Below are 25,862 nucleotides of genomic sequence, written 5' to 3' on the forward strand. Positions count from 1 at the left end.
ACCCAATACCACTCCAAATTCTTGGGCGAGTACTACCATACGCATGGTGCTTTCTGCTCAAATAGCGGGTACTGTTAGCTGCCTAATAGCTGCTCCACTTCAGCTACCAGCTCCCGAAGCTGCTCTACCCCTCTTCTTGCGCTTGCCTCCTCTACAGACAACAAGGTAATGACCTGATCGATCCTGGCCTTGTAGTCCTTTGGCTTGACAGAAAAACGGTCGATCATCGCTGCAGCCTTTTTCTCATTGATGCAATATTCTTCATTCTTGGCAAATAATACTTGGTTCAAGCATGCAATCGCCCGAAAGCAGCAGCCAGCCACGTAGGTCACATCATCTTTGTCAACGTTTTTATCAGCGAACATCAGAGAGAACGATGCTTCAAACATGAAATACCCGATCATTGCCTGCTGCAACGCTTTCGGATACGGCTTGGTTTTCGCTTGCAATTCGGCTAGTCTCTTGGCCGGATCGCATAAAATCCGGCAGATCGACAACTCACCCATATACATCACATTCAAATAAGCATGAGGATGCCCGGTTTGGTAATTCGCGGTGACAGAACCCGACAGGCACTCATCGATCACCTGCGAGACTCTGTTCACATCGCGAAAGATAAAGTCCACATGGTACCCCTGAACGACAAGCCATCCCCCGCCATTTACCCACGGTCCCCAAGCGCCCAGAGGTGTGATGATGTTTTCTCTGTGCTCGTCATCCAGCTTCGTGGCGATTTTTCCGATCTCGGCTGCGTCAAAACCACCGGCTTCGTCATAATAAATGCCGATGTCGATGTCGGAAGTGGGGCGATGAGTCCCTCTAGCTCTGGACCCGCCTAATACGATTCCTACTACGCCAGGTACGCCTTGCAAATGTTTCGCAACATCTTCTATGATTTTTTGTACGGTCAAAAAGCTCATCTCCATTTTTTGAATCTGATCATCTACCGTTATTTGTCCATTTTTTCACCCTCCGCTGATACGGCAACCTGGCCATGCCATACCTTTATTGTTTGATCGCATGAGGCGCTACTATATGTGATGCGTAAATAAATAGGACAAGAAGAAATAAGCGCTGATTGCGGCTCCGCCCATGAAAAGGACTCCGCTTTTCGTCTTCTTCTGAAACAGATGAAGAAAGCCAAAGCAGAAAAGAACTCCCGTTACACTAAAATACGCGATGCCCACCCAGAACACATTCCACGGCAAAAGAGACAAATCTACCGTACCCAAAAAAACACCACCTTGTTTCTACTTTTCTCTCGCTTGAAAAACAGTTTTGTTTTATTGCTTGCAAACGGGAATGGCATTGGTTTTCCAATCACGCCTTCCACGCTTGTGGATGGTCCTCGTTCACCAGCTCTGCCGCTTTGGCGTTCGCTTCCACCTGAGATGGACTCTTGCATCCCGGAATCACCGCAGTGACGGCAGGATGCTTCAAGCACCAGGCCAAAGCCCACTGTGCCATGTCCGTACCCGCAGGCACTTCGTTTTGCTTGATCTCTTCGACCTGCTGCAGCAAAGAGCGAACGCGCTCCTGGTCGTGATTATGGCGTACGTCATTTTCGGCAAAGACGGAACCCGGCTTGTACTTGCCGCTCAGATAGCCGCTTGCCAGCGGGACGCGAGCCAGCACCCCCAGGTCATTCTCCATGCACGCGGGGAAAACCTGCTCCTCAGGGGTACGATCCAACCGATTGTAGACGACCTGTATTGTCTTGGCGTTTACCTTCGGGGCCGATCCTGTCTGATGAATGTTGTCATTCTTGGCGATGGAGAGGCCGAGATGGCGAATCTTCCCTGCTTGCACCTGTTTGTCCAGCACCGTCCACAGCTCGTCATTGTCAAAGGCTTCATCGGGACCGGAGTGGAACTGATACAGATCGATATAGTCGGTCTGCAGCGCCAGAAGTGACGCGTCCAGCTGTTTCAATACATCGTCTGCACTGTAGTTGTTCGTCCGTGTAAACTTGTCGTGGAAGTGATGGCCGAACTTGGTCGCTACCACCCAGTCTTCCCGTCGATCCTTTTTCAGGAAGCCGCCGATCAACCGCTCCGACAAGTGATCGCCGTAGCACTCCGCTGTGTCGATCAGATTGATGCCCAGTTCCTTGGCTCTGTGCAGGATTCGATCCGCTTCCTCCTGGGAGAAATCCATACCCCATTCGCCGCCGAATTGCCATGTCCCGATGCCGACTACTGACAACTTCAACTCTGTTTTTCCCAATCTGCGATATTTCACGAGAAGCCCTCCTCTATCTTTGCTAAATTGCTCTGAGCCCCGGACTGTCTCCCTGCATGCTTGCGGGAATAATCCGTGGTGATTGGCAGAAAATACGCGTAATGTCTCTTCCACAAGAGGTGGACTCCATGAAAAGCTTGTTGATCTTTCTTTTCCTGACAATCCTGTCTCTGCTATTTGCAATGGCAATGGATGTTTTGATCGGCCTGGGTGCTCCGGCATCCTTGCAAAATCTGGCAAACCTGTTCTGGATCATGTCTCCCGCTGAATATATCCTCGTCATTTTCCTATTGATCGTGATTGTCTTTCACTTTGCGCACACCTTCAAGCATGCAAAAGAAACGAAGCGATAACTCGCCTTACCTCTGCTGTTCAGTGGAAAAGCCACTTTCCCCGCGATTGCCGAGAAGTCTGCGAATAAAGGAACCAACCAACAAAAAAAGCGGAATGACGGTCACGAATAACTCAAGCGTATATTTCAAATAAAAGTCCCCTTCTACAGAATGCTCGGCATGACTGCCGGCGATATTCATGGAGGAGAACAGGATGATTACCCCGATCGGGAGGATCAGGCTGCGAAGCTTATCCACCTTGAACAGATCGGCAGCACCGATGACCGCCGAATAATAAAAGATGGAGATTTTAAAGAAATTGACGATGATCAGGGTAAAGACGACAAGCGCATCCAGTCTTTGCAGGAAATTGGCAATATCCACCTTGCTGAGAGTGATCAGCAAGGGAAAGGTTGAACGCTGGACGAGGTCAGCGCCAAGAACGGAAATCTCCAGAGCGGTTATCAGGCTTAAAATGATCCCGCTTACAATCAACCCCGTCATCCCCGCCCGTCTGGCACGCCCCGGCTTTGCCAGATAGGGAAGAATCATGGCAAAGCAGATGATCTGTCCGAACGGAAAGGTGTAGGTTTGCGACACGACAGCCTGAAAGATTGGTTCCCATCCGTTCTCCAGAACTGGCTGAAGAAGCGTAAACTGGACGATCCCCGAAAATATCACCAGCAGGATGCCGACACAGACCAATATCATCACGATGCCGAAAAACACTTCCCCGGTTCTGGCCAATACCTCAAACCCTTTGTGCAGCACGTACGTAATGGCGGCGAGCATGAGAAAATGCAGCAGAAACAAAGGGGTCTCATCATATACAGAGTTAAACAGCAAATCGCCGATGTCACGTGTAATTCGAGCCGACCCATAAATGAAAAAGGCGACGTACAACAAGGAAATGGGCCACCCAAGGACATTTCCGAGGATTTTTCGTATGTAGCCTGTCAAAGGAATGGCAGGATATTGCCGATACAAATACAAGTATACCTGAAAAATAAGCAAACCGGCTATCAGCCCTGCCAAAATGGCGAGCCATGCATCTTGCCCCGCATCGGCTCCCAAGGGGATAACCAGTGAACTCCCTAATTCAAATAATACAATCAAGCAAAACAATTGTCTTGGACTGATTCTGATTTTTTCCATGTGGGATGGGCCACCCCCGCTTCATTCATCCCTGATTTTCTTGTCTCGCTTTAGTAAATATGGTTCAGTGATCATCCCTGGCTGGCGGATAAACGCTTTCACCTTCACCTCCACTGGCAGTTGGGAAAAGCGGTCTGCCCAGTCCAGCTTTAAATGCCCCCATGCCTTCGGGTCTGCCCGGCGGATTACTTCTCCAAATCCAAAAATATCTGTTTTGTACTGTTGGGCTGCTTTCACGGCCGACATGATCTGAAGCATCGTTTTATCTTCCAGCTTGTTTGCCAGTTCGTAAATGACCGCTGGACTGGACAAATGAATGGCGCATTTGACATCTGCAATGCTGGCTTCTTCCGTTATCGTTACGGTGATTTGCGGCTTTCCTTGAACCACCTTTCCTTGGATATCCGTCTTGGAACGGGTAATCTCGATTCCGACTTGATCCTTTTTTCCATCGCAATCGACCATCAAAACGGAGCTTTTTAAACTGCCGTGAAGCCAATTCACACCGCGTGCTTGCTCTCCTTCCAGCCAACCCACCAGCTTCCCGGTTCTAAATGCCCCGATCCCGCCGATCTTCTCGATAACATCCGGCTTGGTCAATTGGATATTTTCCACACGCTGGCCGGCTCGCGGATTTCCAAGGAGCTCGACCGCGCTTATCATCGGTTCTCTCCCTGGGTTTCCAATAGCCCGGATTACATCATCGAACTCGATTTTGATGCTTTCTCCCCACAGCTCTTCGGAAAATTCCAATGCGCCTACCCCTGCTGTTGCTGGAATCTTTTCCATCGGTGTGACGATTGCCAGGACTTCTTGGGCAGTTCTGCCCTTGGCAATAACCAAGCGGGCCGTCAAACGGATTTCATTGGACCGCTCAAAAGAGTCTAACACCCCGTTGATGCCTTGGCGGGCTAGCTGTTCGCCAATCATGATGTAGCGAACATGGGAGAAAAAAAGCCGTCGCGGTGCTTTTTGCGAGGCTTTTCGAGCGGCCTCAAAAAGGGTTTCCCCCGTTTCCGTATAAACGGTGACTGGCCCCATGTTTTCGTCCCCTTGCCCAACCGTTCCCGAAATCACGGCGGAAGGGTTGACCACTTGAAAAGAAAAGACGTGCTCATTCTGATTCTTTCCCTTGTCCAATCCAATCGCGGTAACGATGGCCAGCGTACCAAGCTCCCGATTATTCCAGCAGCCTGTCAAAAGCAGAAGGGCCATGCACAAGATCATCAGCAGGCTTCTACTCCTCATGGCGCTCCCCCTCCGGCCTGTTATTCTGCTTTTTCAACATCGAGTGTCCGCTTGGCTCCATCTTTTTGATGTTCTTTTTGTTTATCGCTTTCGTGCGGGTGGCAAGCATCCAGAGGGGCAGCCGGACGAGCGCATCCTTTTGGTCATCCATCTGAAACGGGGCATAGGGGCTCAAATACGGAATGCCAAACGAGCGCAGACTGCTCAAATGCGCAACGAGAACAATCATAGCCAGTGTCAATGTGTAAAAGCCAAAAGTCGCCGCCAGGATCATCAGAACAAAACGGATGAGCCGTGCCGACACAGCAAGATTGTACGCAGGCGTGGAAAAGCTGGCGATTCCCGTAATGGAGACGACAATGACCATCGCGGGCGAGACAATCCCTGCCTGTACCGCTGCCTGCCCCAGGACGAGGGCGCCAACGATGGACACCGCCTGGCCCACCGCCCGCGGCATGCGGATGCCGGCCTCTCGCAATATCTCAAAGCTCAGCTCCATCAGCAGCGCTTCGACCAGCGCCGGAAACGGCACACCTTCGCGGGTAGCGGCCAGGCTGAACAGCAGTGGAGTCGGAATCATCTCCTGGTGGAAGGTGATAGCGGCGATATAGATGGACGGCCACAGCAGGGATATCAAGAAGCTTGCATAGCGGAGCAAGCGGATAAAGCTGCTGATGTCATAGCGTTGGGCGTAGTCGTCCGATGCAACGAAAAACTGGGTGAACAATGCGGGTACCAACAATACAAACGGGGTCCCGTCTACGATGATGGCCACCCTCCCATCCAGAAGGTAGCGCGATACCAGATCGGGACGTTCGGTATTGTACACAGTGGGAAACGGCGTCATCGTCTGATCCTCGATGAGCTGCTCAATATTCCCCGCCTGCAGAATCCCGTCCACTTTTATGCCGGTCAGCCGCTGTCGTACTTCTTCTACAATTTGGTCACTTACAATCCCGTTCATGTACATAATAGCCACATCGGTATGGGTGATTTCTCCGATCCGATACATCTCCAACCAGAGATTCGGGCTTTTTATCCGTCTGCGTATGAGTGAAATATTCGTCGATATGGATTCATTAAAACTATCCTTCGGTCCCCGGATCGACAGTTCGGTCGTAGGCTTTTCGATGCCTCTCCATTCTCCGCCAGACGTGTTGCAGCCGATAGCCACCGGGAAGTGATCAATAAAAATAATTGTGTTCCCGTCCATAACGGTGTTCATGACTTCATTCCAATTTTCAACCGTGTCGACTTCTCCGACCGGCAAGGCGTGATTTCGGAGAAAATGAAAGACCTGCTCTCCGGATGCTTCGGAGAGGCGCCCCCTATCTTTGGAGAGCATCAGCGGCTGGATGACAAATTCGTTTAGCTGGGGCTGATCTACCAGACCCTCGTTATAAATGGCCGCAACCCGAATTTGCGGATTGCTCCCCAATTCAAACTGACGCACTTTCAAATCAGGGCTGTTTCCTGTTTCTTCCCGAAACCTTTTGATGTTGATGTCAAGGTCTGTGTCTAACGGGCGGTGACCGTCATCTATGGCGGAACCTTGATGGTTCTCGTCTCTGTTTCGGTTGCTGCTAGTCCTTGTCTTTTGAGTAAACTTCCTGATGAACTTCATCTTCAACACCTATATCCCCATCGTAGTATGTAAATTATTTGCAATCTATCAGGGGGATATGCACTTGAAAGACTCGCCCGACTTCCTGCAAAACAAGAAACAAGACGAAGCAGCTTCAGCTTCGTCTTGTTTCGGTTCGGCTTCGTCTTTTCTTGCCTTTGTTATCTCAGTTGATCTGCTATGGACAGCAAATCCGCTTTGGTAACATTCTTGGATGTTGAAGTAATGGTGTAGAGTACAGCGGCCCCGTCTTTTTGCTGAGTCCAGTTGAGTGCATGGGCCTCTTTTGATTTAATGAGGAAATTATTTGCAATTTTTGTGCCGCAGAAAAAGTGATTCCGAATCTGGGCTCGGCTCAGGCAGCTCCATGAGCTTGCCTCGTTCATACAATCGAAATTTGCGCCATAGCTTCCGGTTCCAGTTGCGTACCTGTCGGATAACAACACCGGTTATCCAGGATCGGAACGGTTTATCAAAGTCGTACCGGTACAGCGATTTAAACACTTCTACGTAGACCTCACTGACGACATCAGCTGCATCCTGCTTGTTGTTGACAAGCAGCGAAACGGTCCCGTACACATAGTCCTTGCTGTGTGCGTAGATTTTGCGAAAAGCGTCCTTGTTGCCGCTTCTCGTACTGCGGATACACTCATGCAATTCTGTTTCTGTCATAGGCGGCCGGCCCCCTAGTGCTTATTTCACTACATATTGGTTCCGACATCCGAAAAGGTTCGGTTATCAGTTCAAAGCAAATATAAACAAGACTCGAAAGAGGTATGTATCATCTATAAGAATTTACACTGCCTGGCACAATCACGAAAATACTGCGGCTAAAAAATGCACATCGATCTCTTTACTTCAAAGTTGGGTCGTTGCTATAGTGATTACGATGCTAAGCAAAAGGAGTTTTGGCATGCTACCTACATTGTTATCGTGGCTGGGCGGGGCGCTCGCTGTGCTCTTCGTCATCCTGCTGGCTTATATCGGGTACCGCTATTGGTACCACATGGGCCGGCTTCCGAAACCCCCATCCCGGTCTATCCGGAATAAACCGATGCCCGCAACCTGGAGAGATGAAGAGGTTACGTTTACCTGGGTGGGACACTCAACCATTCTAATCAATCTTTTTGGCACAAAAATTCTGACTGATCCCGTGCTTGGGGAAAAATTGGGGCTTCGCATCGCGGGGATTCACTTTGGGCCGAAGCGTTATACGCCACCCGCTCTGAGCTCTGCGGAAATCGGAGATGTGGACATTATTTTGATCTCTCACGCTCACATGGATCACGTCGATCTGCCCAGCTTGCGGGAGCTGGCTCGTCCATCCATCCATGTCATCACTGCAAAAAACACCAGCAGACTGATTGCCCGCATGCCTTTTGGTTCGTATGAAGAAATTGCTCCGCATGAAACCGTACGTACTGCCAGCGGAGTGAAGATTACGGCTATCCCTGTCCGGCACTGGGGCAACCGCTTTCCATGGAATAAAGATTATGGCTATAACGGCTACATCATTGAAAAAAACGGGGTACGCATCCTCTATCCGGGAGACACGGCCTACACATCATTTGAGGAACTTCCTCGTGCTTTTGGAAGCATTGACATTGCCTTTATGCCGATAGGTGCCTATAAGCCCGATGCATATCAAGCTGCCCACTGTACTCCGGAGCAAGCTTGGGAGATGTTTAAACAGAGCGGAGCCAAATGGCTCGTTCCCATCCATTGGAATACGTTCGTTCTCTCCCAGGAGCCTGTTGAGGAACCTATTCAACGGCTGCTTGCGGCAGCTGGCGATGAAAAAGACCGCATCGTCATTGAGGAACAAGGCGAAACATTTGTCCTTCCAGTCTCTTAAGCTGGAAGGGCTTTTTCTTTTTCCCCTCTATCTTCTTGACTGGAAGTTGATTCCTTTGTTACATTACTCGTAAGTAACATTACTTTTGAGTATTTTTTTGTGGAGGAGGATTGGCTATTGTGGTTCGTGAAAAGGGGTGGAAAGGGAAGGAAAGTCGGAAGCGGCTGCTGGAAGCTGCTGCGGAAGAATTTGCATTGCGGGGATTCCACGAGACAAAAATCAGTACGATCGTAAAGCAGGCGGGATTGACCCAGCCATCTTTTTACCTCTACTTCGCCAGCAAAGAAGCCATTTTCGATGAAATCATCCATGACTTCCGGTCTGGTCTGGGCGAGCTTACGGCGTCCATCCGTCTGGAACCAGGGATCGAGCCGGAGCATTTGCTGCAGCGGATCGTACAGGCGCTGGAAATGGTTTTCAGCTTCCTCGTCCGCAATCCGCATATGACTCGAATCGGGCTCTTCCTTGCTCCGCAAGCGGAACAGATCAAAGAAGATCTGACTTCTCTCCTGCTTGAAAACTTGCGTGCCGAGCAGGAAGCGGGTTACTTTCGGGCCGATGTGGAGATGGCGACGGTCGCGGAATGTCTGCTCGGGATGATTGAGCGATTGACGGTTACACACCTGTTGCCGGGTAAACAAACGCCAGCACGATTGGCGAAGCAGGTCGTCGATGTTCTCATGTACGGCATGCTGCCCCGGGAGTCAAAGGCCAAAGAATAACATAATGGAGGAATAACCGGTGGGACTGATTATCATGCAAGCCGTATTGTCGCTGTTTCTTTTGTCAGGGGGTATCATCAAGCTCGCACGCGTTCCGTTTCAAGTCGAGCATTGGAGCCATTATCACTATCCTCTCTGGTTCATGTCCGTTGTCGGCATTCTTGAGATCGTGGGAGCGCTGGCGCTGATTGGCGGAATATGGAACCGGTATTTGGCCATTGGCTCCGGGGTACTCTTTGTCGTTCTTATGGCGGGGGCGATCCACGCCCATCTGTTTCGAGCAGAGCAGCCGATTGTCACCATCCTGCCGGCGGCAATCTGCCTGATTCTATCTGTCATCGTTATCAGCTCAAGGCTCTGAGGATTCACCACAAGACAGCAGCTATAAAAACCGTAGACCATTTACGCTTCCCTTGCTTTCATGAGGCAGTCGTACAACGTAAAAAAGATTCAGGATCGACTCAAAAAATGAGCCCGATCCTGAATCTTTTTGATTTCCCCTATATTCTGTTCCCTGCTGAACGGAAGGCTACCCGTTATCGCTTGTTTACAACGATCAGATAAACCTGGCCGTCCGCATTCGTCCACAAGTCGACTTTATCGGAAGACTTCACTTCGTCCTCATCCATATCAGAACCGTCGTAGTATTTCACTTTTGCGTCCTTCGACAGCTTGATGCTCGTGGAGACGTTGTTGAAGAAGACGTATTTATCTCCGTTTACACGGGCTTCAATTCCAATGAACTTTTCTTCTTCCTTGGTCAGAGTGCCTTGTACAACGGCTTTCGTCACTTCGCCTTCACGGTTCATTGTCAGTGTAACCAACTCAAATTGGTCGACATCATCTACCGTATCCGCGTTCAGGACCTTGTATGTCTTGCCGTTTACTTCGATCTCGGCCGATTTGGTCGAGCCGTTTTCATTCACCACTTCTACAGAATCGACTACGCCGCTGAGTGTTTTGGCAGCACCAGTCACCGCTTTTACCTTGCCGTCGTTGTTCAGTACGAGTGTATACTCTTTGTCGTTGGTGTCTGCATTGTCATCAATCGATACTCCGGAAAGAAGCTCATAATCCTTGCCGTTCACCGTAATGGTTTTACCCGATTTCTCGGTTACATAGCCCACTACCGTCTGCTTCTCAGCAGTCAGCTCGACGATATCATTGGTTCCCAGATTGTATTTCCAGCTGACGATCCGGTAATCATTCAACTGGTCGGCCTTGATTGTTGTTGCGGAGACCGAGTTTCCGTCGATAGTCAGCTTCGCGTTTGCCAAGATGTCGTAGGTTTTGCCGTCAACCTTGATCGTCGCCAGTTTCGTCTGACCTTCATATGCTGTCGTATCGTCTACCAGCTTGCCTTCCGAGACGCCTACGCCCTGCTCCACTTTGATCAAATTTCCGTCCTGGTCAAAGGTGAGAACGGCAACGCTGTTGTTTTTCAGATCATCCAATTCCGATACCTTGTCCTCGTCGACATAGAGCTTCGTATCTTGAAGAACTTCGTATTCATACCCGTCAAAGCTGATCACGTTGTCATCCGCATCGACCTTGATCGTTTGTGTCGTGCTCAGCTTCGTGTAGGTGACAGCAGACGCTTTTCGGTCAACATCCAGTGTCAGCTCAACGAGGTCCCCTTTGGCAATGTCAGCGAACGATCCCGTTGCTTCCTTGGCCAGCGGATGAGTTTTCCCCTTGATGACAGCATTTGCGGTCAATTCATACGTTTGATCGCCGACTTGAATCTCTTTCTTCGCTTTTGTGCCGCTAACGGTCGAGGTCTTTTTCACGAGACCGCTCGTTGCGTTATCCGAAATGGTAATGGAGGCTACCTTTCCGTCCTCATCCATAACGGCCACGAATTTCTTGCCGATGTGAGAGCGGGAAACCGTTACGCCGCTTTCTACTTCCAGGATGATCTCTTTCCCGTTTACGATCGCCTTGAATTGTTTTTCGTCCCCAACCGCACTGGAGAAGTTCAGGCCTGTTTTCACGATGCCTTCGACGATATTGGTGTCAGCAGTCACTACGTTCAGGAAAGCGATTTTTCCGTTTTTCACGATGTACTCGACTTTGGCTCCTGCCACGATGCTGCCGAATACTTGCGCATTGTCAGCGATCGTCACTTCTGTTTTTTGTCCGGTCAGCTTCAGTTTTTTTGTAGATTTGTCGTAGGAATCGACAGTTCCTTTTACGACAGGAAGCTTCTGGACCGTGCCTTTTGCATTTCCGTTCTTGTCGTAATAAGCGCCATTGGCGTAAACAGGCGTCTCCATGAAGAAGTCGGTGAACTTGGCTACGACATCACGTCTTGCTGCTGCAGTCGGTTCGTCCTTTGAATCGTAAATGCCCGCCTTGTTGGCTTCGAGCAGATAGGGATAGTACCATTGTCCGGTAGTCGAAGCCGGTACGCTGATTTTCAAGCCTTGTACATAAACGGTCAAAGCTTCTGCGACTTTCACGGTATTGTTCGGTTTAAATGTGCCGTCCGGGTACCCTTTGATAATTCCCTGAGAAACGGCAAGATTTATGTAGCCTGTTGCCCAGTGATCCGCCGGCAGGTCTTTAAACGCTGTTTTTCCTTGCATCAGCTTGGCTTGCTCGTCAGTGTATCCCATTGCCAACACGGCAATTTTGGCAAACTCTGCACGAGTAACCTCTTTTTCGGGCTTGAATGTGCCATCCGTATAGCCTTTCAGGACTCCGGCATAATTCAGCTTCAGGATCGCTCCTTTATAAGCATTCGATGCAATATCGGACAATGGAAGAGCAGTTGCGGCCAAACCGGTATTCGACACCGCCAAAAGCCCGGCCATAACAGCGCCTGCCAGTCCTTTTTTTACTGTTTTTGTCGATAAAACTTTGAAATGATGCAAAATAACTCCCCCATTACTCATTTTGATTTTTGATTTTTTTCGGGATGCATGATGTTTGCGGTCACGAATCGTCCTGTTTTTTTTCTGTCACTTTCGTAAATTTTGGTCATATACGATTCTGTCAGAAATAGTCTATACGCTTCATGAGCAGGTGATTACTTGACGATGGATTGTCGAGAAAAGTTGCAAGGGAAAGGATGGTAAAGAAAAAGTGCGCTGTTCAAGGCTAACTGACAATATACGACAACAAACTATACAATTTCTCAACAAGGAAAAAGCACGGCAACCACTTGCTTCCCGCTCACCTGGATGCCCTTTTCCTGTCTCCCGCAATGACCCAACTCTTTGACAAGCTGCTCGATCAATTCTTTTGCCTGCTGTGTCTCTTTTTTCTCCAAACGAACACATAGCTGTACGGCATCTCCGAAGTGCAGGATTCGCTCCGCCTGCCTTTTTTTCGTATCGTAATCGTGCTGTTCAATATATGCACTAAGACGAATTTCCTTTGTTTTATGGCCTTGCGCCGCTTTGCGCTCCTTTTTCTTTTCCTGGACGCGCTGTTGTTGATACTCATCCCGACTGACAAGCTTGCATGGCGGCGGACTTGTAGCCAGTGACAGACAAATCAGATCGACATTCAGCTCCTTGGCCATACGCAATGCTTCTTTGGTAGAAACGATGCCCAGATTTTCTCCCTGAAGTCCGGTCAGCTCCACTTCGGAGGCTTTGATTTTTTCATTCATCAGCATATCGCTGCACCGTCCTCTTTCGATTTCGTTCCTTCCCATTTTCTTATACTTTCCTAAATAGTCAAGGCACGCAGCATGGCTTCGATGATGCCTCATACGGTTTGTGAAACGATCCGTTTTTGTTTCTGCGGCCGTTTTCGGTATAATGGAGGGATGACACTTGGCACGGAGGCATCGACTACATGTTGCAAAGAGAGTTAACGCGGGAACAAGTCAAGCAACTGGGCGAACAAATCCTCGTTAACATGGAGGAACACATCGTGGAGCAAGGATATCAGTACTTTACCGATGGCATGGTGTTTAACGTGCAGGCGGAAGATGGCGCACATCTCCGCAGCGATGTGCAGGGATCTGCGGTTTACCATGTGGAAATTGACCTGAATGCCTTTGCAAACAGCACCTGTACCTGTTCGTATGCCCGCTATTGCAAGCACATCGCCGCTACCTTTTTTCAAGCATACAGTGTGTTTGAAAATCCCCGAGCCTTTATGAACGTACTGCACAAGCCGCGGAGCACTGTGTTTTCTCCCGCCATGCTTGTTCCTGCCTATAAAAAAATCGTAAAATCCGGGGCAAATCCGACTCCCTCCGCTTCGCTAGGCGCTTCCCTGCGCCCAGAAAGCAAGGTAAGCGATTGGTGGAGCTTCCTGGAGAAATGGACACGGAATCTCCCGCTGGCCATGGAAACAGCGCGCCCGTCTTCGGAGTTGTTTTCCAGCTATGAAAACGTCCTGGGAGTTACAAGCTCCTGGCCGGAAGAGCTGGCACAGCTATTTTCTGTTCACGCCAACCTGTTTCATTTGCTGAAGCTGCAAACGTTCGTAAAAGACGTGCGCTCCTCCTACTGGGCTTCCGACTTGACGCAAACGGCTGACAGGCTTGTCGAGCAGCTGGAGGCTGCCCTCTTTTATCTGGATGCAGAGAGCTTGCGGAAGCATTTCTCCTCCCACCTGGAAGAGACACACGAGAAAAGCAAGGAATGGAAGCATTGCGATTCTGCCACGATTTACTGGATACAAGCATATCGCCTCCTGTGGTGGTACCTATTGAACACCCCTGCTTGGATACAAGAGGAAATGGATGAGCTGGACCGCCTGATCAAGAACCCCGTCCTGACCGACGCCGAGCGTGAAAGGTTTTCGATCCTGCAAGCGCATTTTTTGGTTATGAAAGGGGAAGACGAAACAGCTCTCCGGATATGGAATGGATCGCAGTCGCTTGCTTTGTCCTTCTATCTGCCTTACATGAAAGCTTTTGCGCGGCATGAAGAATGGGAACGCTTCTTGTACTGGGTCGATAGGCTGGAAACCTTGATCGGGACAGCGGATGGACCCGAATACCGCCTGGTTGCTGCCGTCTGGCGGGAAGCGATGGAACGGCTGGGCAGATCGGCCGACTCCGGCGCGATGCTGAAGCGTTTTTTGCCGGCAAGCCTGACCGACTACTGCGCCTACTTGTTTGAAAACCGGCAGTACAAGCAATATCTGGATGTACTCATGACGTACCAAAGCGCTCTGGAACAGATGAATCAGCAGCAAGCCAAGATCATTGAGGACCAAAAGCCCCTTCTTCTCCTGCCGCTGTTGATCCGTGAGATCAACCAACAGATCGGGTCGCGAAATCGCTCGGGTTATCGGGAAGCGGCGAAACTGCTGAAAAAAGTTCGGGCCAGTTATCAGAAAGCCGATCAGCTTGACGTTTGGGAGCGTTTCATACAAGGGCTGGCAACCAAGTATAGCCGTTTGCGGGCATTTCAAGAGGAGCTAAAGAGAGGGAATCTGATTTCATGAATGTTACTTTGCATATGTTTCTCACCGGAGGACTCTTGCCGGACGGTCGTTTTTTCCTCAAGGCTGAGGACTGCATGGGCAATCCCGTGCATCCGGAGCGGGCGGCAGCCTGTCTGTTCGCCTGGGATGAACACTCTTTTTTTGGAACGTTTATCGAAAAAACAGATCAGGTCATCCTGCTGGAGCCGCTGGAGGCTCTCCGGTTTCTCGTGTCACCGGGGTGGCTTGAGCACGTTACCTTTACGCTGAGTGAAGACTTGGCCGGTTACCGGACAGCCGCCGGGACGATCATGGATGCCCTTGCAGCCGGCAACTTCCTGCCGAGCTTTTCCGATTGGCAGAATGGCCGCTATGGCTGGAAGCTGGCTGATCCGCGTGAACCGCTGCCAGCCTCAGGAGAACGCTTGCTTTCTCTCGTTATAAACGATCTTCTCTCCCAGAGGGGCGGGGTACGGAATGCCTGGAACGGACTGCTCAGACAGTTTCCTGCGCTCGATGTGCTGGGAGAAGACATGTCGCCCCATCTGGGGGAATCGGAATGGCTGCAAACGATTGGACTTGTCCCCGACAATACTCCTTTCCGCACCTGCTTGCAGCTGCTCGAACCGAAGGGTGACGAGGCTGACTGGTCTCTCAAGCTTCTTTTGCAGGATCGGGATTTGCCCGACCGTGTCTTCGAGCTATTGTCGGAAGACCTGGAGGGCCAACTCGCGGTATTCCCGTTGACGCTCGGAAACCAAGACGAGACCGCCCCGACTGGTAACGCCATCATGACGACCGACATGCCGGACGATTGGCGAGAGTATCGCCACCGTCTGAGTCGCGACATCGAGAAGTGCAAGGAAATTCTCCCATGGATGGACAAAGGAGCAAATGACACCCCTCTTTCTGCCCGATTGTCCAATGAGCAGGCCTGGACGTTTCTGACAGAACACAGTTTGCAGCTGGTGCAAGCAGGAATCCACGTCTTCCTGCCCGTTTGGTGGGAGCAGGTCAAGCGGACCAAACCTCGGGTGAAAATAAAAGTGTCGGCGCATTCTTCGGGAAGAAGCCCGTCCTTTTTTGGCATCAATCAAGTCATGGATTTTGAATGGAAGCTTGCGCTCGGTCCGCTCGAGCTGAGCGAAGCGGAATTTCGCCGATTGCTGGACCAGAAACAGCGTTTGCTGAAGGTCCAGGGACAGTGGGTGCAATTGACTCCCGCGCTGTTTGCGCAAATGCAGGAGACATTGAAGGGAACGACAGGAAAGAATGGGCTCACGCTGCGCGAGGTCATGAAGCTCTATCTGGCCGGCACAGAGGAGCCATCCGACCCGTCATGGGAGGAATGGGACCGGCCATCTGCCCTTCCCGTCGAGGTTGAGCTGAACCGGCATCTCTTTCAGTTCATGGCGAAGCTCCAGGATACAAAGCGCATACCGCTGATCGAGCAGCCGGCCGGTTTTCAGGGAGAGCTGCGCAACTATCAAAGGGAGGGCAGTTCGTGGCTGCTCTTTTTGCGGCAGTTTGGGCTGGGAGCCTGTCTCGCGGACGATATGGGTCTGGGGAAGACAATCCAGTTCATTACCTATCTGCTCTTTCTGAAGGAAACCGAATCACGGCAAAGCCCTTCCCTGCTGATCTGCCCGACCTCAGTGATCGGCAACTGGCAGAAAGAGCTCCAAAGGTTCGCCCCGTCTCTTTCTGTTTATGTGCACTACGGTACGGCTCGGCATAAAAATGAGGCATTTGTCCAGGCGGCACAGGAAGCTGACCTGGTGATCACCTCCTATTCCCTTTCCCATCTGGATGAACAGGAGCTCGCTTCTCTTGGCTGGAGCACCATTTGTCTGGACGAAGCGCAGCACATCAAGAACGCCCAGACCAAACAGGCGACATCCATCCGCAGCTTGCGTGCCGGACATCGCATCGCTTTGACCGGTACACCGATCGAAAACCGTTTGACGGAGCTTTGGTCGATTTTCGATTTTTTGAATCCAGGCTACCTGGGTAGTTTGCGCGATTTTTCGCAGCGTTTTGTCCATCCTATCGAGCGTGATCAAGATCAGACATTGGTTCAGCAGGTACAGCGGCTCATCCAGCCGTTTTTGCTGCGGCGCGTAAAAACGGACCCGCATATCCAACTGGACCTGCCTGCATTAAATGAAGGAAAAGAGTACGTCACACTGACCGCTGAGCAAGGCGCGCTGTACGAGACAACGATCCAGTCGATGTTTGACCGGCTGGACCAGGCTTCGCCGATGCAGCGGCGCGGGCTGATTCTGCCGACGCTTACCCGGTTAAAGCAGCTTTGCGATCACCCCGGACTGATCGACAATGGACTCGGCGCGCCGGATGAGAAGACGCGCTCTCCGAAAATCGAGCGCTTGCTTGAGCTGATCAGCGACATTCGGCAGAAAGGCGAACGCAGCCTCATCTTTACCCAGTACATCGAGATGGGCAAGCTGCTGCAGCGCGTCCTCGAAAGAGAAGGCTATGGCCCCGTCCTGTTTTTAAACGGCTCTACCCCAAAGGAACAGCGGGACTGGATGATCTCTCGCTTTCAAGATACCGCCTTGCCTGACTCGGAGCGTGCTTCGATCTTCATCCTTTCCCTGCGGGCAGGCGGAACCGGCCTGAACTTGACGGAAGCCAACCACGTCTTTCACATCGACCGTTGGTGGAATCCCGCCGTCGAAAAACAGGCGACGGACCGGGCGTACCGGATCGGTCAGCAGCGCAATGTGCAGGTCTATAAATTTATCTCTCTCGGGACGATCGAGGAGAAGATCGACGAAATGATGGAAAGAAAGCTGAGCCTCAGCGAGCAGATTGTCGGCAACGGCGAAAACTGGATAACCGAGCTGTCCACGCAGGAGCTTCGGGAGCTGTTTCTGCTCCGCAGCGAGTGGCTTGATCTGAAAGGATAGGTGACCCATGGACAATGCATCTGGAAAACAGCTCTCGACTGAGATCGAGCCGGGTATTTCGCTTTCTGCGAATACGGGCGGATCGCCTTCAGTCGGCAAGGACCAAAATGGCATGCTTCAGTCTGGTCAAGAGCAGGAGCGGGCAGAGGTTCCTGTCGACCGTTCCGGACACAAACGTGAACAGGCAGAGCTTCCGGAAGCATGGCGCCGGTTTTTCGAGGAAGTCAGAAAGAGAGTTGCGGAGAAGTGATAGTACACACCCACCCTCTCCCGCCCCAAACTGGATAACGCTTTCCGTCAAGCTTGTTTCTCCGGCTGAACCTAATACAAGGAGGACGTAGTACCAGCAAAGCTCCCGCCATCTGAAAAGCAGATGGTATCGTAGCGGCATTTGGGAGCCCGACAACAGATACTGCCGCATACGTGCAAAAACAGATCACTTGATGGAACATAGATGCCATTACGTGATCTGTTTTATTATGTTGGGCTATTTTACTTTTGTTCTCCGTTAGTTGAGCGACATTAGATTACCCTGTTTATCCTATTCCCGCCAAAAGGTTGAACAGCCTGCCTTATCCAAGATATTAATAAATGTGCCGTGATCGGTAAACATAGGCTGATTCCACTTCATTGCTGGCGTTAAATTTGGAAATGTTGCAGCTACCCAAGCCAAAACCGCTTCTGTTCGGGCCCGATGTTGCGGGTTGTCTATGCGGGCTAAAAAATCCTGAAAAACTTCCATGTTGTTCCTCCAAAAAATAATGTATTCATGCAGGGATATTACTCAAACCCACGTTAAACCAGCTACTTGTCGCCAGCGACAGCGGAACCTGGCTTTTTTCATTCCGGTTCTCGGCCAAAGACAATGTCTGACGGCTGTTGAATCCGGTGCTGCTCCGGAATATTGATGGGCCCCGCCGCGGGAGAGAGTCGCTTCCAAAAATAGAGCGGATTTGCCTCGTACAAGCTGTGCATGAACAACAGCTCCGTCTCTTTTGTAATGACAGCGAGCGGTACCTGGTACGTCTCCAAGCGCTCGTACTCACAGGAATCATGCAAACGATCCGGCCTTTGCCTGATGACAAATGACAGGCTCGTCAGCTTTTGCCTGACGGTAAAAAATACGCACTTCCAAAAACCGAAAGGAATTTTGATCTGACATCCCGGCTCGCCGTGGACGCCGCAGTACTCTTCATCTTCTTCCTTGCAAATCGGTCCTGTGAAGACAAGCATTTTCTTTTCGTTTTCCAAACCGTCCAGCACCCAATCCTCCAGGCAATTCCATATTCCGGTATTGAAGTGGTGGTACTGCAGGGCGATATTGGCATAGCAAAATGAATCGTAATTGGCTTTTTCCGCCTCGCGCCGATCCCCCCAGCACACGTCTTTTCTTCGGGTCAGATGCCCTTTGTCAAAATCATTTTGGGCGTAATATTCGTGGCCCGCCTGATTCTCCTCGCCGATCCGCGGATCAAAGTGCCAAGACTTGTTATCCCTCGGAATCTGCACCATCCTGCTTTCATCCACACAGGCTGCTGAATAAATGGCGCATTTGCGTCTCTGATTCATAACAATCGAAAAATGCGTAAAATCGTACACTTTTCCATTATGCAGTGCATCCTGTGCCGTTTTGCCGATTAACAACGGCAAGGGAACCTCGTGTTTTTCTCCCAGAAAAAAAGGATCGTAGCCGGTACTCATTTCGTCCTCTCCTCCTTCTGATCACGAGAATGGTAAACCGCAGGCGGCCTTGTTCTGATTATACCTTCGTTTCCTTGTGATTTTTGTCGGTTTGTGGAACCTGCTCGCATATAGCAAAAATCGAGTAGGAGGGGGCGACTAACCCCCGTCCTCTCACACCACCGTACGTACCGTTCGGTATACGGCGGTTCACCAAGCTTGACGAATTTGAGAATATCGTTGCACTAAGCTTTTCAGCCCTTGTTGTTGCCAGTAGGCAATGCCGAGGGCTTTGTGTATATGCGGAGACTTTGTGGTACGCCATGCACCCTTGCGGGTATTTGCAATTTCAATGGCTTTTACGTGAGATATGCCAAGAGAACGAAGTTCTCGATATCTGGTTCTCACGCGTTTCCACTGCATCCACAAACAAAGACGGAGCCTGCGCCTTGTCCATTCCTCAATGGATTGTAGAATGCCCTTCGCGTCTGCAAGGGCGAAATATCCAATCCAGCCCATGAGGTACTGATTTATTCTTTCAATCCGCTTCTCCATCGAGATGCTCCACACCGGATTCGTGATCGTGCGGATTTTCTCTTTTAGCTTGAGGAGGGATTTGGGGTGGATGCGAATCCTTGTCTGTTTTGCAAAGGTAAAACTAAAGCCCAAGAATTTTCGTTTCCATGGTCGGTCTATCGCGCTTTTCTCCTCATTTACTTTTAGCCTTAGTACCTTCTCCAAGTGGTTTTGAATACTCTTCTTTACTCGTTCCCCTGCCCGTTTTGTTTTCACGTAGATATTACAATCGTCTGCGTAGCGGCAGAAACGGTGGCCTCTCTTTTCGAGTTCCTTGTCCAAATCATCAAGTAGGATATTTGCCAAAAGTGGGCTTAACGGCCCACCTTGCGGTGTTCCTTCACTTGATGTTGTACAGACGCCATTTATCATGATCCCCGCATTCAAGTAGGAACGAATCAGTCTTAAAATTCTCTTGTCCTGAACTTTTCGAGCCACACGGCTCATTAGAATATCATGATTTACGCGATCAAAGAATTTCTCTAGATCGATGTCCACCACGAAACGATATCCTTCGGAGATATACGCTTGCGCTTTCCTTACTGCCATGTGAGCGCTACGTTTTGGACGGAACCCATAGCTAGATTCCGAGAAGGTGGGGTCGAAGATCGGCGTTAACACTTGGAGGATGGCCTGCTGAATAAAGCGGTCTACCACGGTGGGAATGCCTAATAACCTTACACCACCGTCAGGTTTCGGGATTTCGACTCTGCGAACAGGTGAAGGTCTATAGGTTCCCCTTTCCATCTTCTCGCGGATGGCTTGCTAGTGTTCACGTAGATAATCGCGTAGTTGTTCGGTTGAAACACCATCGACTCCACCGACACCTTTGTTTTCCTCCACTCGTTGGAGTGCCATCCGTAAGTTTTCCCGTGATAAGACTTTTTCCAGCAAATCCATAATGATGTTCCTTCCTTCGCACATGCGGACTCCGTGCTTGCTGTACGATACTCAGCCCTCTTTTGTACCCTCGGGGCTTCACCCCTGCTCTTCAAAAGTAGTTCCTTGACAGAATTCTGCTTCGACGTACCGTATCAAAAGACATGGATCGCATGCTGACTTGATGTTCGGCCCTTCCCCATTCAAGCGTCCTCTACTCGGGTACTATGGCCTCTGCTGACTTCTGCATGTTCAGCGTCTCCTTACGGAGACGGTTACCAACAGTTGAAGGCGTTTCATGCAGACCTCCCCAGGTAAGAACGATAACTTTCATCCCATGTACCTGCCCAAGTTTACTACTGTATCCCTTGGCTGTATGGGGCTTTGTCTTGTTTGGCAGACTCGCCCGGATACAACAGCCTCAAATTGGGTTCGTGTACCTCAGGTCGGGATTTTGCCGCCGGCTTCCTTCAGATTCGACCTCGCGGTCGACACCCTTGCCTTGAGCTAACGGTTGGTACAGCCAACCCCCGTTCGGGACTTTCACCCTATAGCTATCGCCCATGCTGGGCGCACCAAAAAGAAGCCTTCCGGCAACAGCCAGAAGGCTTCCTATTTTCCATTCGGTCCAGACTGCATTTTCCTTAGCGCTGTCTACTGTCCATCAAAGCAGTAGTGGATCTTCTGATAGGCGGAACGCATCTCGACAACCCGCTTGCGCGTAACCTCGAGCGGCTCTCTTTTTTCCAGTACAGTCACAATCAGTTCGGCGATCGACTCCATTTCCGCCTCCTTCATGCCCAATCGGGTCACCTCGGTCGTCCCGATCCGCAAGCCGCTTGGATGATCCCAATCCGTCGATTTGTCGCAGGGAATCAAATTTTTGTTGGTGATGATATTGGCTTTGGCCAATTCCTGCGCGACCTCAAGACCGCCGCCAAAAGCGCGGACATCAAGGATGATCTGATGGGTTCGCGTGAATCCTTTATGTGCTCCGAGGACCGTGATGCCCCGCTCGCTCAATGCTTTTCCCAGTGCCTGCGCGTTGCTCACGATTTGAGCCATGTATTCCTTGCCAAAAGCCAAAAACTCGGCTGCTGCGGCAGCCAGTGCCGCGACGCGATTGACCTGATGCGTGGCAGCCAGTGCCGGAAAGACAGCATCTGTGATTGGCTTTGTGAGCTCGGGATCATCCCAGACGATAATGCCGCTTTGCGGTCCGCTAAAGGTTTTTCCGGCAGAGCCTGTCAGGACGCACGCGCCTTCTTTCAGCGGGTTCTGGAATTGCCCTCCGGCGATCAAGCCGAGCTGATGAGCGCCATCAAAAAAGATTTTGCCGCCCCATTCCGAGACGATGTCCGCCATTTCCCGGATCGGAAACGGGAACAGCGTCATCGAGGCACCTAATGCAACGAGGCGCGGCTGTACTTGTCTGGCTGCCTGGGCAAACGCCTCCAAATCGACTTCCAGCTCAACCGGGTCCATCGGAACATCGTGAATGTGCAGACCGCGAATACCTGCCGGACCATCGATCCGATTGCTTGAGTGCCCGCCGAACGGCTGTGCAATCGTCATGACAGGATCGCCGGGCTTCGTCAGAGCCGCGTATACCGTCATGTTTCCGAGCATGCTGGCTACGAGCCGATGGTCCGCATACTTGCACTGGAAGACCTCTTTCAAGAGCTCCACGCACAGGGCCTCGATCTCGTCGATGTACTTCGTGCCAGCGAACCAACGTTCCGTCGGGCCGATATGTCCTTCCGCTGCACGGGTACCCACCTCTGATGCCAAGAGCCTGCGGACAGTCGGGCTGGTCGGCGCTTCGGGCGCAAGCAAATTCAGACATTCCTCCCCTCTCCAGACAGCATTTCTTTCCACCGCTTGTATCACTTCCGTCTGCATCACCCGCGGTGAAGAACAGCGATCCAATACATCGCGGGCCCATTTCAGCACGCTTGCGTCATGGACTTCAAAAGCTTGTGCAGGAGTCTGGTTGGCAGCCATCCACAATCCCTCTTTTCCCTGATCGAGAAACGATCGTTTTGATTTTCACAGTATAGGCTTCTCTCCATGTATAAAACCAATATATCGGATATCGGTTTTATGTTCAATGTTTTTTCAGAAATAACTGAAAATAAAAAGAAAAAAGCTCCCGACCGTCATCTGTCGGGAGCCCTTACGATTCACGCGTAAGTATTCTTCCTAAGCTCAGCCAATTTTCCTCCATTAAATGGGCGGCTGCACTCACTTCTCGCGATTTACACGCTTGGATGATCGCGGCGTGCTGTTCTACCGAGGTCAGACCTTCCAGAGAACCAAACTTGGCAAATTCCAGCCGTCTGATTTTGGGAATGATCCGCTCCAGCGCCAGTTCGATTTCCCGGTTTCCGGAAGCGTCCAGGACGATTTGATGAAAAGCGTCATCCGCCTCAACCGCTCGGGTCATATCCTGTACATCGAGAGCCTGCTGGAGCTTGCGGTTTTCCCTTTCCATCGCAGCAAACTCGTTGTCTGTCAACAAAGGCACCGCCAGGCGTGCAGCCAGAGCGTGCAAGGTAGCCACGACTGTAAAAGCGTGCTTCGCCTCCTTCATATCGATCGGAGTGATTCGGGTCAGCGATCCTGGCGACGATTCGACGAGTCCCTCGTCTTCCAGCCTTTTCAAGGCTTCACGCACAGGTGTCCGGCTCACGCCAAATGTCGCCGCCAAATCGCTGTCCTTGATTCGCTGCCCAGGCTCCAGCTCCAATGTAATGATGGCTTTTTTCAGATGTTCGTAAATTTGATCTCGCAGCACGGGTCGGTCCAATGGTTTTATCGTTTTCATGAAACCAATATATCGGAGCCGAGGATTGGTGTCAACCAGATGTATCCAGTCATTTGGAACCGGTGTCAGCATGTCGGACTGTGTGCGGTATCAGTGGATGTTCTTTTTCTTGAACCGCCCTCCCCTGACATCGTGAATGTTTCCGATCGCGAGAAACGCGGAGGAATCGATTTCTTCCACGATGGACTTGAGTTTTGCTTCCTCCAGCCTGGTGATGACGCAAAAAATGACCTTCTTGTACTCGCCCGAATACCCGCCCTCGCCTTCCAGGTAGGTAACTCCCCGCCCTAACCGCGCTGTCAATGCATCTCCGATCTCAGTGTACTCCTCGCTGATAATCCAGACGGACCGGGATTGATCCAGGCCTTCAATGGTAATGTCAATCATTTTGAAGGCAATGTAGTAGGCGATCAGCGAATACATCGCTTTATCCCACCCGAAGATAAAGCCGGCGCTCCCCAGGATAAAGATGTTGAAGACCATGACGATCTCTCCGACAGAAAACGGAGACTGCTTCGTAATCAAAATGGCAACGATTTCGGTCCCATCCAGGGAGCCGCCTGCACGTATGACCATCCCGATCCCGATTCCCAGGATAATCCCGCCAAATACAGCAGACAGCAGCAGATCGTGGGTCAGTACAGGGACCGGTATGAGAAAGGCCGTCCCAACCGACATGACCAGTACGCCGATCAAGGTGGAGATGGCAAAGGTCTTCCCGATCTGTTTGTACCCGATAAACAAGAAGGGAAGATTGAGCAGAAACAGGAAAATCCCGAGCTTGATGCCGGTCAGGTGAGAAAGCATAATCGAAATGCCCGTAATTCCGCCATCAATGATGTTATTTGGCACTAAAAAAATTTCCAAGGCTACGGAAACGAGAATTGCGCCCAAGCAGATGAAAAAAGCGCGTATCAGTAAATCCTTTGCGCGCCTGCGTTTGTGAATGACTTTCGGTTTGGCAGCTTCCATCTTCACCCTCCTCTTCCATCCAGTATGCCCAAGAGACTTATTTCCAAGTGACGATGAAAGCGTCTTGGCTCCATTTCTTTTCCCGTTGTCTCCATATCTACAATTTTTCAGTCTCGATTAAAAGGCGGAGGCGTTATAATGGAGTTTGAGGAAGTGACTGCAGCACCTTGACATCCGGCCATCAAATACGGGATGACGAATTTCAAGTTGTATGGTAGGATAAGTCGATTTAAGAAATTCGGAAGGATTCAAATCTGAAAGGAATTAAAGGAGGCCTGCGAAATGCAGACAGTGGACCGCGTTCTGGACAAAGCGCTGCGTGGCGATCGCATTGGGCTTGAGGAATGTATCACACTTTTGGAATCAGACGAAATCGAAAAAATGGGACATGTCGCCAACGAACTGAAGAAACGGCGGCATCCTGACCCGATCGTTACGTTCAACATTGGACGAAACATCAACTACACCAACGTTTGTGACGTATACTGCCGTTTTTGCGCCTTTTACCGGCCTCCGGGCTCCAAAGAAGGCTACGTGCTTTCGGATGAGACGATCCTGCAAAAAATTCAGGAGACCGTAGACGTGGGCGGAGATGAAATTTTGATGCAGGGTGGCGTCAACCCTGATCTTCCGTTCCAATATTATTTGGACCTGCTGCGCAAAATCAAACAACGCTTCCCGCAAATCATCATGCACTCCTTCTCGCCAGCGGAAATTCAAAAAATGAAACAGCTTTCCGGCCTGTCTCTGGAAGAAGTGCTTCGCCAGCTCCATGAAGCAGGACTCGATTCCCTGCCGGGCGGCGGCGGCGAGATCCTCGATGACCGCACGCGCAAGAAAATCAGCCGGCTCAAAGGCTCCTGGACAGACTGGATGGATGTCATGAAAGCCGCCCACAAGATCGGCATGAATACGACCGCGACGATGGTCTACGGCTTCGGCGAATCGATGGAAGAGCGCGCGTTACATATGCTGCGCGTACGTGATGCCCAGGACGAATGCAAAGCCAACGGATATTCTTCGAAAGGCTTTACCGCATTCATCGTCTGGCCGTTCCAGCCGGAGAACACCAATCTCCAGCGGGAAAAATCCAAACCGGAAGAGTACTTGAAAATGGTCGCAATCAACCGGATCATGCTGGATAATATCGACAACCTTCAAGCCTCCTGGGTCACGATGGGACCAGAAATCGGCAAGCTGGCCCTGTCCTACGGCGTCAACGATTTTGGCAGCACAATGATCGAGGAAAACGTCGTGTCCGCCGCAGGTACGACGCATAAGGTAAATATCGATCTGATCCTTCGCCTGATCCGCGAGACCGGGAATATTCCGGCGCAGCGCAACACACGCTACGAAATACTGCGTGTTTTCCACGAGAACGAAAAAGTGGACCGCGATTTTGTAATGCAAAATTAAAAGGAAGACGC

21 protein-coding genes and 2 pseudogenes are annotated in these 25,862 nt (G+C 50.8%); 8 read left to right on the forward strand and 15 right to left on the reverse strand.

Going from position 1 to position 25,862, the window contains the following annotated elements; all coding sequences use genetic code 11:
* Positions 1-74: 74 nt before the first annotated feature.
* From V5G20_RS14505 to V5G20_RS14515, 3 genes are all read right to left on the reverse strand, one after another.
* On the reverse strand, positions 75-911 hold the full coding sequence (locus V5G20_RS14505) for a nucleotidyltransferase domain-containing protein (protein ID WP_338461057.1): 837 nt from the start codon (positions 909-911) through the stop codon (positions 75-77).
* A 120-nt stretch (positions 912-1,031) separates the two neighbouring features.
* Positions 1,032-1,232, reverse strand: a complete 201-nt coding sequence (locus V5G20_RS14510; protein WP_003386797.1) for a hypothetical protein — start codon at positions 1,230-1,232, stop codon at positions 1,032-1,034.
* An 88-nt stretch (positions 1,233-1,320) separates the two neighbouring features.
* Entirely contained in the window at positions 1,321-2,241 is a 921-nt protein-coding gene (locus V5G20_RS14515) for an aldo/keto reductase (RefSeq protein ID WP_031933032.1), read from the reverse strand.
* 128 nt (positions 2,242-2,369) lie between these two features.
* Between V5G20_RS14515 and V5G20_RS14520 the strand changes: the two genes are divergently transcribed.
* The gene (locus tag V5G20_RS14520; protein WP_003386801.1) at positions 2,370-2,594 is read left to right on the forward strand and encodes a hypothetical protein; all 225 of its coding nucleotides are present in this window, start codon (positions 2,370-2,372) and stop codon (positions 2,592-2,594) included.
* A 6-nt stretch (positions 2,595-2,600) separates the two neighbouring features.
* Here V5G20_RS14520 and V5G20_RS14525 read toward each other — a convergent pair whose 3' ends face one another.
* The 4 genes from V5G20_RS14525 to V5G20_RS14540 all read right to left on the reverse strand — a co-directional run bounded on the left by V5G20_RS14525 (position 2,601) and on the right by V5G20_RS14540 (position 7,272).
* Entirely contained in the window at positions 2,601-3,728 is a 1,128-nt protein-coding gene (locus V5G20_RS14525; RefSeq protein ID WP_024984846.1) for a GerAB/ArcD/ProY family transporter, read from the reverse strand.
* A 21-nt stretch (positions 3,729-3,749) separates the two neighbouring features.
* Positions 3,750-4,976 (reverse strand): Ger(x)C family spore germination protein, encoded by a 1,227-nt coding sequence (locus V5G20_RS14530; RefSeq protein WP_338461062.1) that lies wholly within the window; start codon positions 4,974-4,976, stop codon positions 3,750-3,752.
* Positions 4,966-6,600, reverse strand: a complete 1,635-nt coding sequence (locus V5G20_RS14535) for a spore germination protein (protein ID WP_338463472.1) — start codon at positions 6,598-6,600, stop codon at positions 4,966-4,968. The genes V5G20_RS14530 and V5G20_RS14535 overlap by 11 nt, the downstream gene beginning before the upstream one ends.
* 303 nt (positions 6,601-6,903) lie before the next feature.
* Positions 6,904-7,272 (reverse strand): sigma factor, encoded by a 369-nt coding sequence (locus V5G20_RS14540; protein WP_052259727.1) that lies wholly within the window; start codon positions 7,270-7,272, stop codon positions 6,904-6,906.
* Positions 7,273-7,513: 241 nt separating this feature from the next.
* Here V5G20_RS14540 and V5G20_RS14545 point away from each other — a divergent pair, with 241 nt between their 5' ends.
* The 3 genes from V5G20_RS14545 (at position 7,514) to V5G20_RS14555 (ending at position 9,538) form a co-directional block, all read left to right on the forward strand.
* Positions 7,514-8,455, forward strand: coding sequence for an MBL fold metallo-hydrolase (locus V5G20_RS14545; RefSeq protein ID WP_039071652.1), 942 nt, complete (start codon positions 7,514-7,516; stop codon positions 8,453-8,455).
* A gap of 119 nt (positions 8,456-8,574) precedes the next feature.
* Positions 8,575-9,177 carry a TetR/AcrR family transcriptional regulator gene (locus tag V5G20_RS14550; protein WP_024984841.1) on the forward strand — a complete coding sequence of 201 codons (603 nt, stop codon included), beginning with the start codon at positions 8,575-8,577 and terminating at the stop codon, positions 9,175-9,177.
* Positions 9,178-9,211: 34 nt separating this feature from the next.
* Positions 9,212-9,538 (forward strand): DoxX family protein, encoded by a 327-nt coding sequence (locus tag V5G20_RS14555; protein ID WP_039071439.1) that lies wholly within the window; start codon positions 9,212-9,214, stop codon positions 9,536-9,538.
* A 175-nt stretch (positions 9,539-9,713) separates the two neighbouring features.
* On the opposite strand, the gene V5G20_RS14560 is transcribed toward V5G20_RS14555, so the two are convergent.
* On the reverse strand, positions 9,714-12,053 hold the full coding sequence (locus V5G20_RS14560; RefSeq protein ID WP_228006658.1) for an S-layer homology domain-containing protein: 2,340 nt from the start codon (positions 12,051-12,053) through the stop codon (positions 9,714-9,716).
* Between the two features lie 263 nt (positions 12,054-12,316).
* Positions 12,317-12,802, reverse strand: a complete 486-nt coding sequence (infC, locus tag V5G20_RS14565; RefSeq protein WP_122958556.1) for a translation initiation factor IF-3 — start codon at positions 12,800-12,802, stop codon at positions 12,317-12,319.
* Positions 12,803-12,984: 182 nt separating this feature from the next.
* Between infC and V5G20_RS14570 the strand changes: the two genes are divergently transcribed.
* The 3 genes from V5G20_RS14570 to V5G20_RS14580 are packed head-to-tail and all read left to right on the forward strand — an operon-like array spanning position 12,985 to position 17,751.
* Positions 12,985-14,592, forward strand: coding sequence for an SWIM zinc finger family protein (locus V5G20_RS14570; protein WP_122958534.1), 1,608 nt, complete (start codon positions 12,985-12,987; stop codon positions 14,590-14,592).
* Complete coding sequence (locus V5G20_RS14575; protein WP_338461070.1) at positions 14,589-17,501, forward strand: DEAD/DEAH box helicase; 2,913 nt, start codon at positions 14,589-14,591, stop codon at positions 17,499-17,501. Before V5G20_RS14570 ends, V5G20_RS14575 begins: the two co-directional genes overlap by 4 nt.
* A 7-nt stretch (positions 17,502-17,508) precedes the next feature.
* Positions 17,509-17,751, forward strand: coding sequence for a hypothetical protein (locus V5G20_RS14580; protein WP_338461072.1), 243 nt, complete (start codon positions 17,509-17,511; stop codon positions 17,749-17,751).
* Between the two features lie 336 nt (positions 17,752-18,087).
* Here V5G20_RS14580 and V5G20_RS14585 read toward each other — a convergent pair.
* The 6 genes and pseudogenes from V5G20_RS14585 to V5G20_RS14610 all read right to left on the reverse strand — a co-directional run.
* Positions 18,088-18,243: pseudogene (locus V5G20_RS14585) on the reverse strand (hypothetical protein); the annotation flags it as partial.
* Between the two features lie 98 nt (positions 18,244-18,341).
* On the reverse strand, positions 18,342-19,202 hold the full coding sequence (locus V5G20_RS14590) for a DNA/RNA non-specific endonuclease (protein ID WP_031933043.1): 861 nt from the start codon (positions 19,200-19,202) through the stop codon (positions 18,342-18,344).
* Positions 19,203-19,391: 189 nt separating this feature from the next.
* Positions 19,392-20,657, reverse strand: a pseudogene (gene ltrA, locus V5G20_RS14595) (group II intron reverse transcriptase/maturase).
* A gap of 633 nt (positions 20,658-21,290) precedes the next feature.
* A complete protein-coding gene (gene glyA / locus V5G20_RS14600; protein WP_003386818.1) occupies positions 21,291-22,640 on the reverse strand; it encodes a serine hydroxymethyltransferase in 1,350 nt (449 codons plus the stop codon).
* A gap of 172 nt (positions 22,641-22,812) precedes the next feature.
* A complete protein-coding gene (locus V5G20_RS14605) occupies positions 22,813-23,463 on the reverse strand; it encodes a GntR family transcriptional regulator (RefSeq protein ID WP_024984733.1) in 651 nt (216 codons plus the stop codon).
* Between the two features lie 90 nt (positions 23,464-23,553).
* Positions 23,554-24,435, reverse strand: a complete 882-nt coding sequence (locus V5G20_RS14610; protein WP_024984734.1) for a YitT family protein — start codon at positions 24,433-24,435, stop codon at positions 23,554-23,556.
* A 282-nt stretch (positions 24,436-24,717) separates the two neighbouring features.
* Between V5G20_RS14610 and mqnC the strand changes: the two genes are divergently transcribed.
* Complete coding sequence (mqnC, locus tag V5G20_RS14615; protein WP_003386821.1) at positions 24,718-25,851, forward strand: cyclic dehypoxanthinyl futalosine synthase; 1,134 nt, start codon at positions 24,718-24,720, stop codon at positions 25,849-25,851.
* Positions 25,852-25,862 lie beyond the last annotated feature (11 nt).

Source organism: Brevibacillus borstelensis (assembly GCF_036700025.1).
GTDB lineage: Bacteria > Bacillota > Bacilli > Brevibacillales > Brevibacillaceae > Brevibacillus > Brevibacillus borstelensis.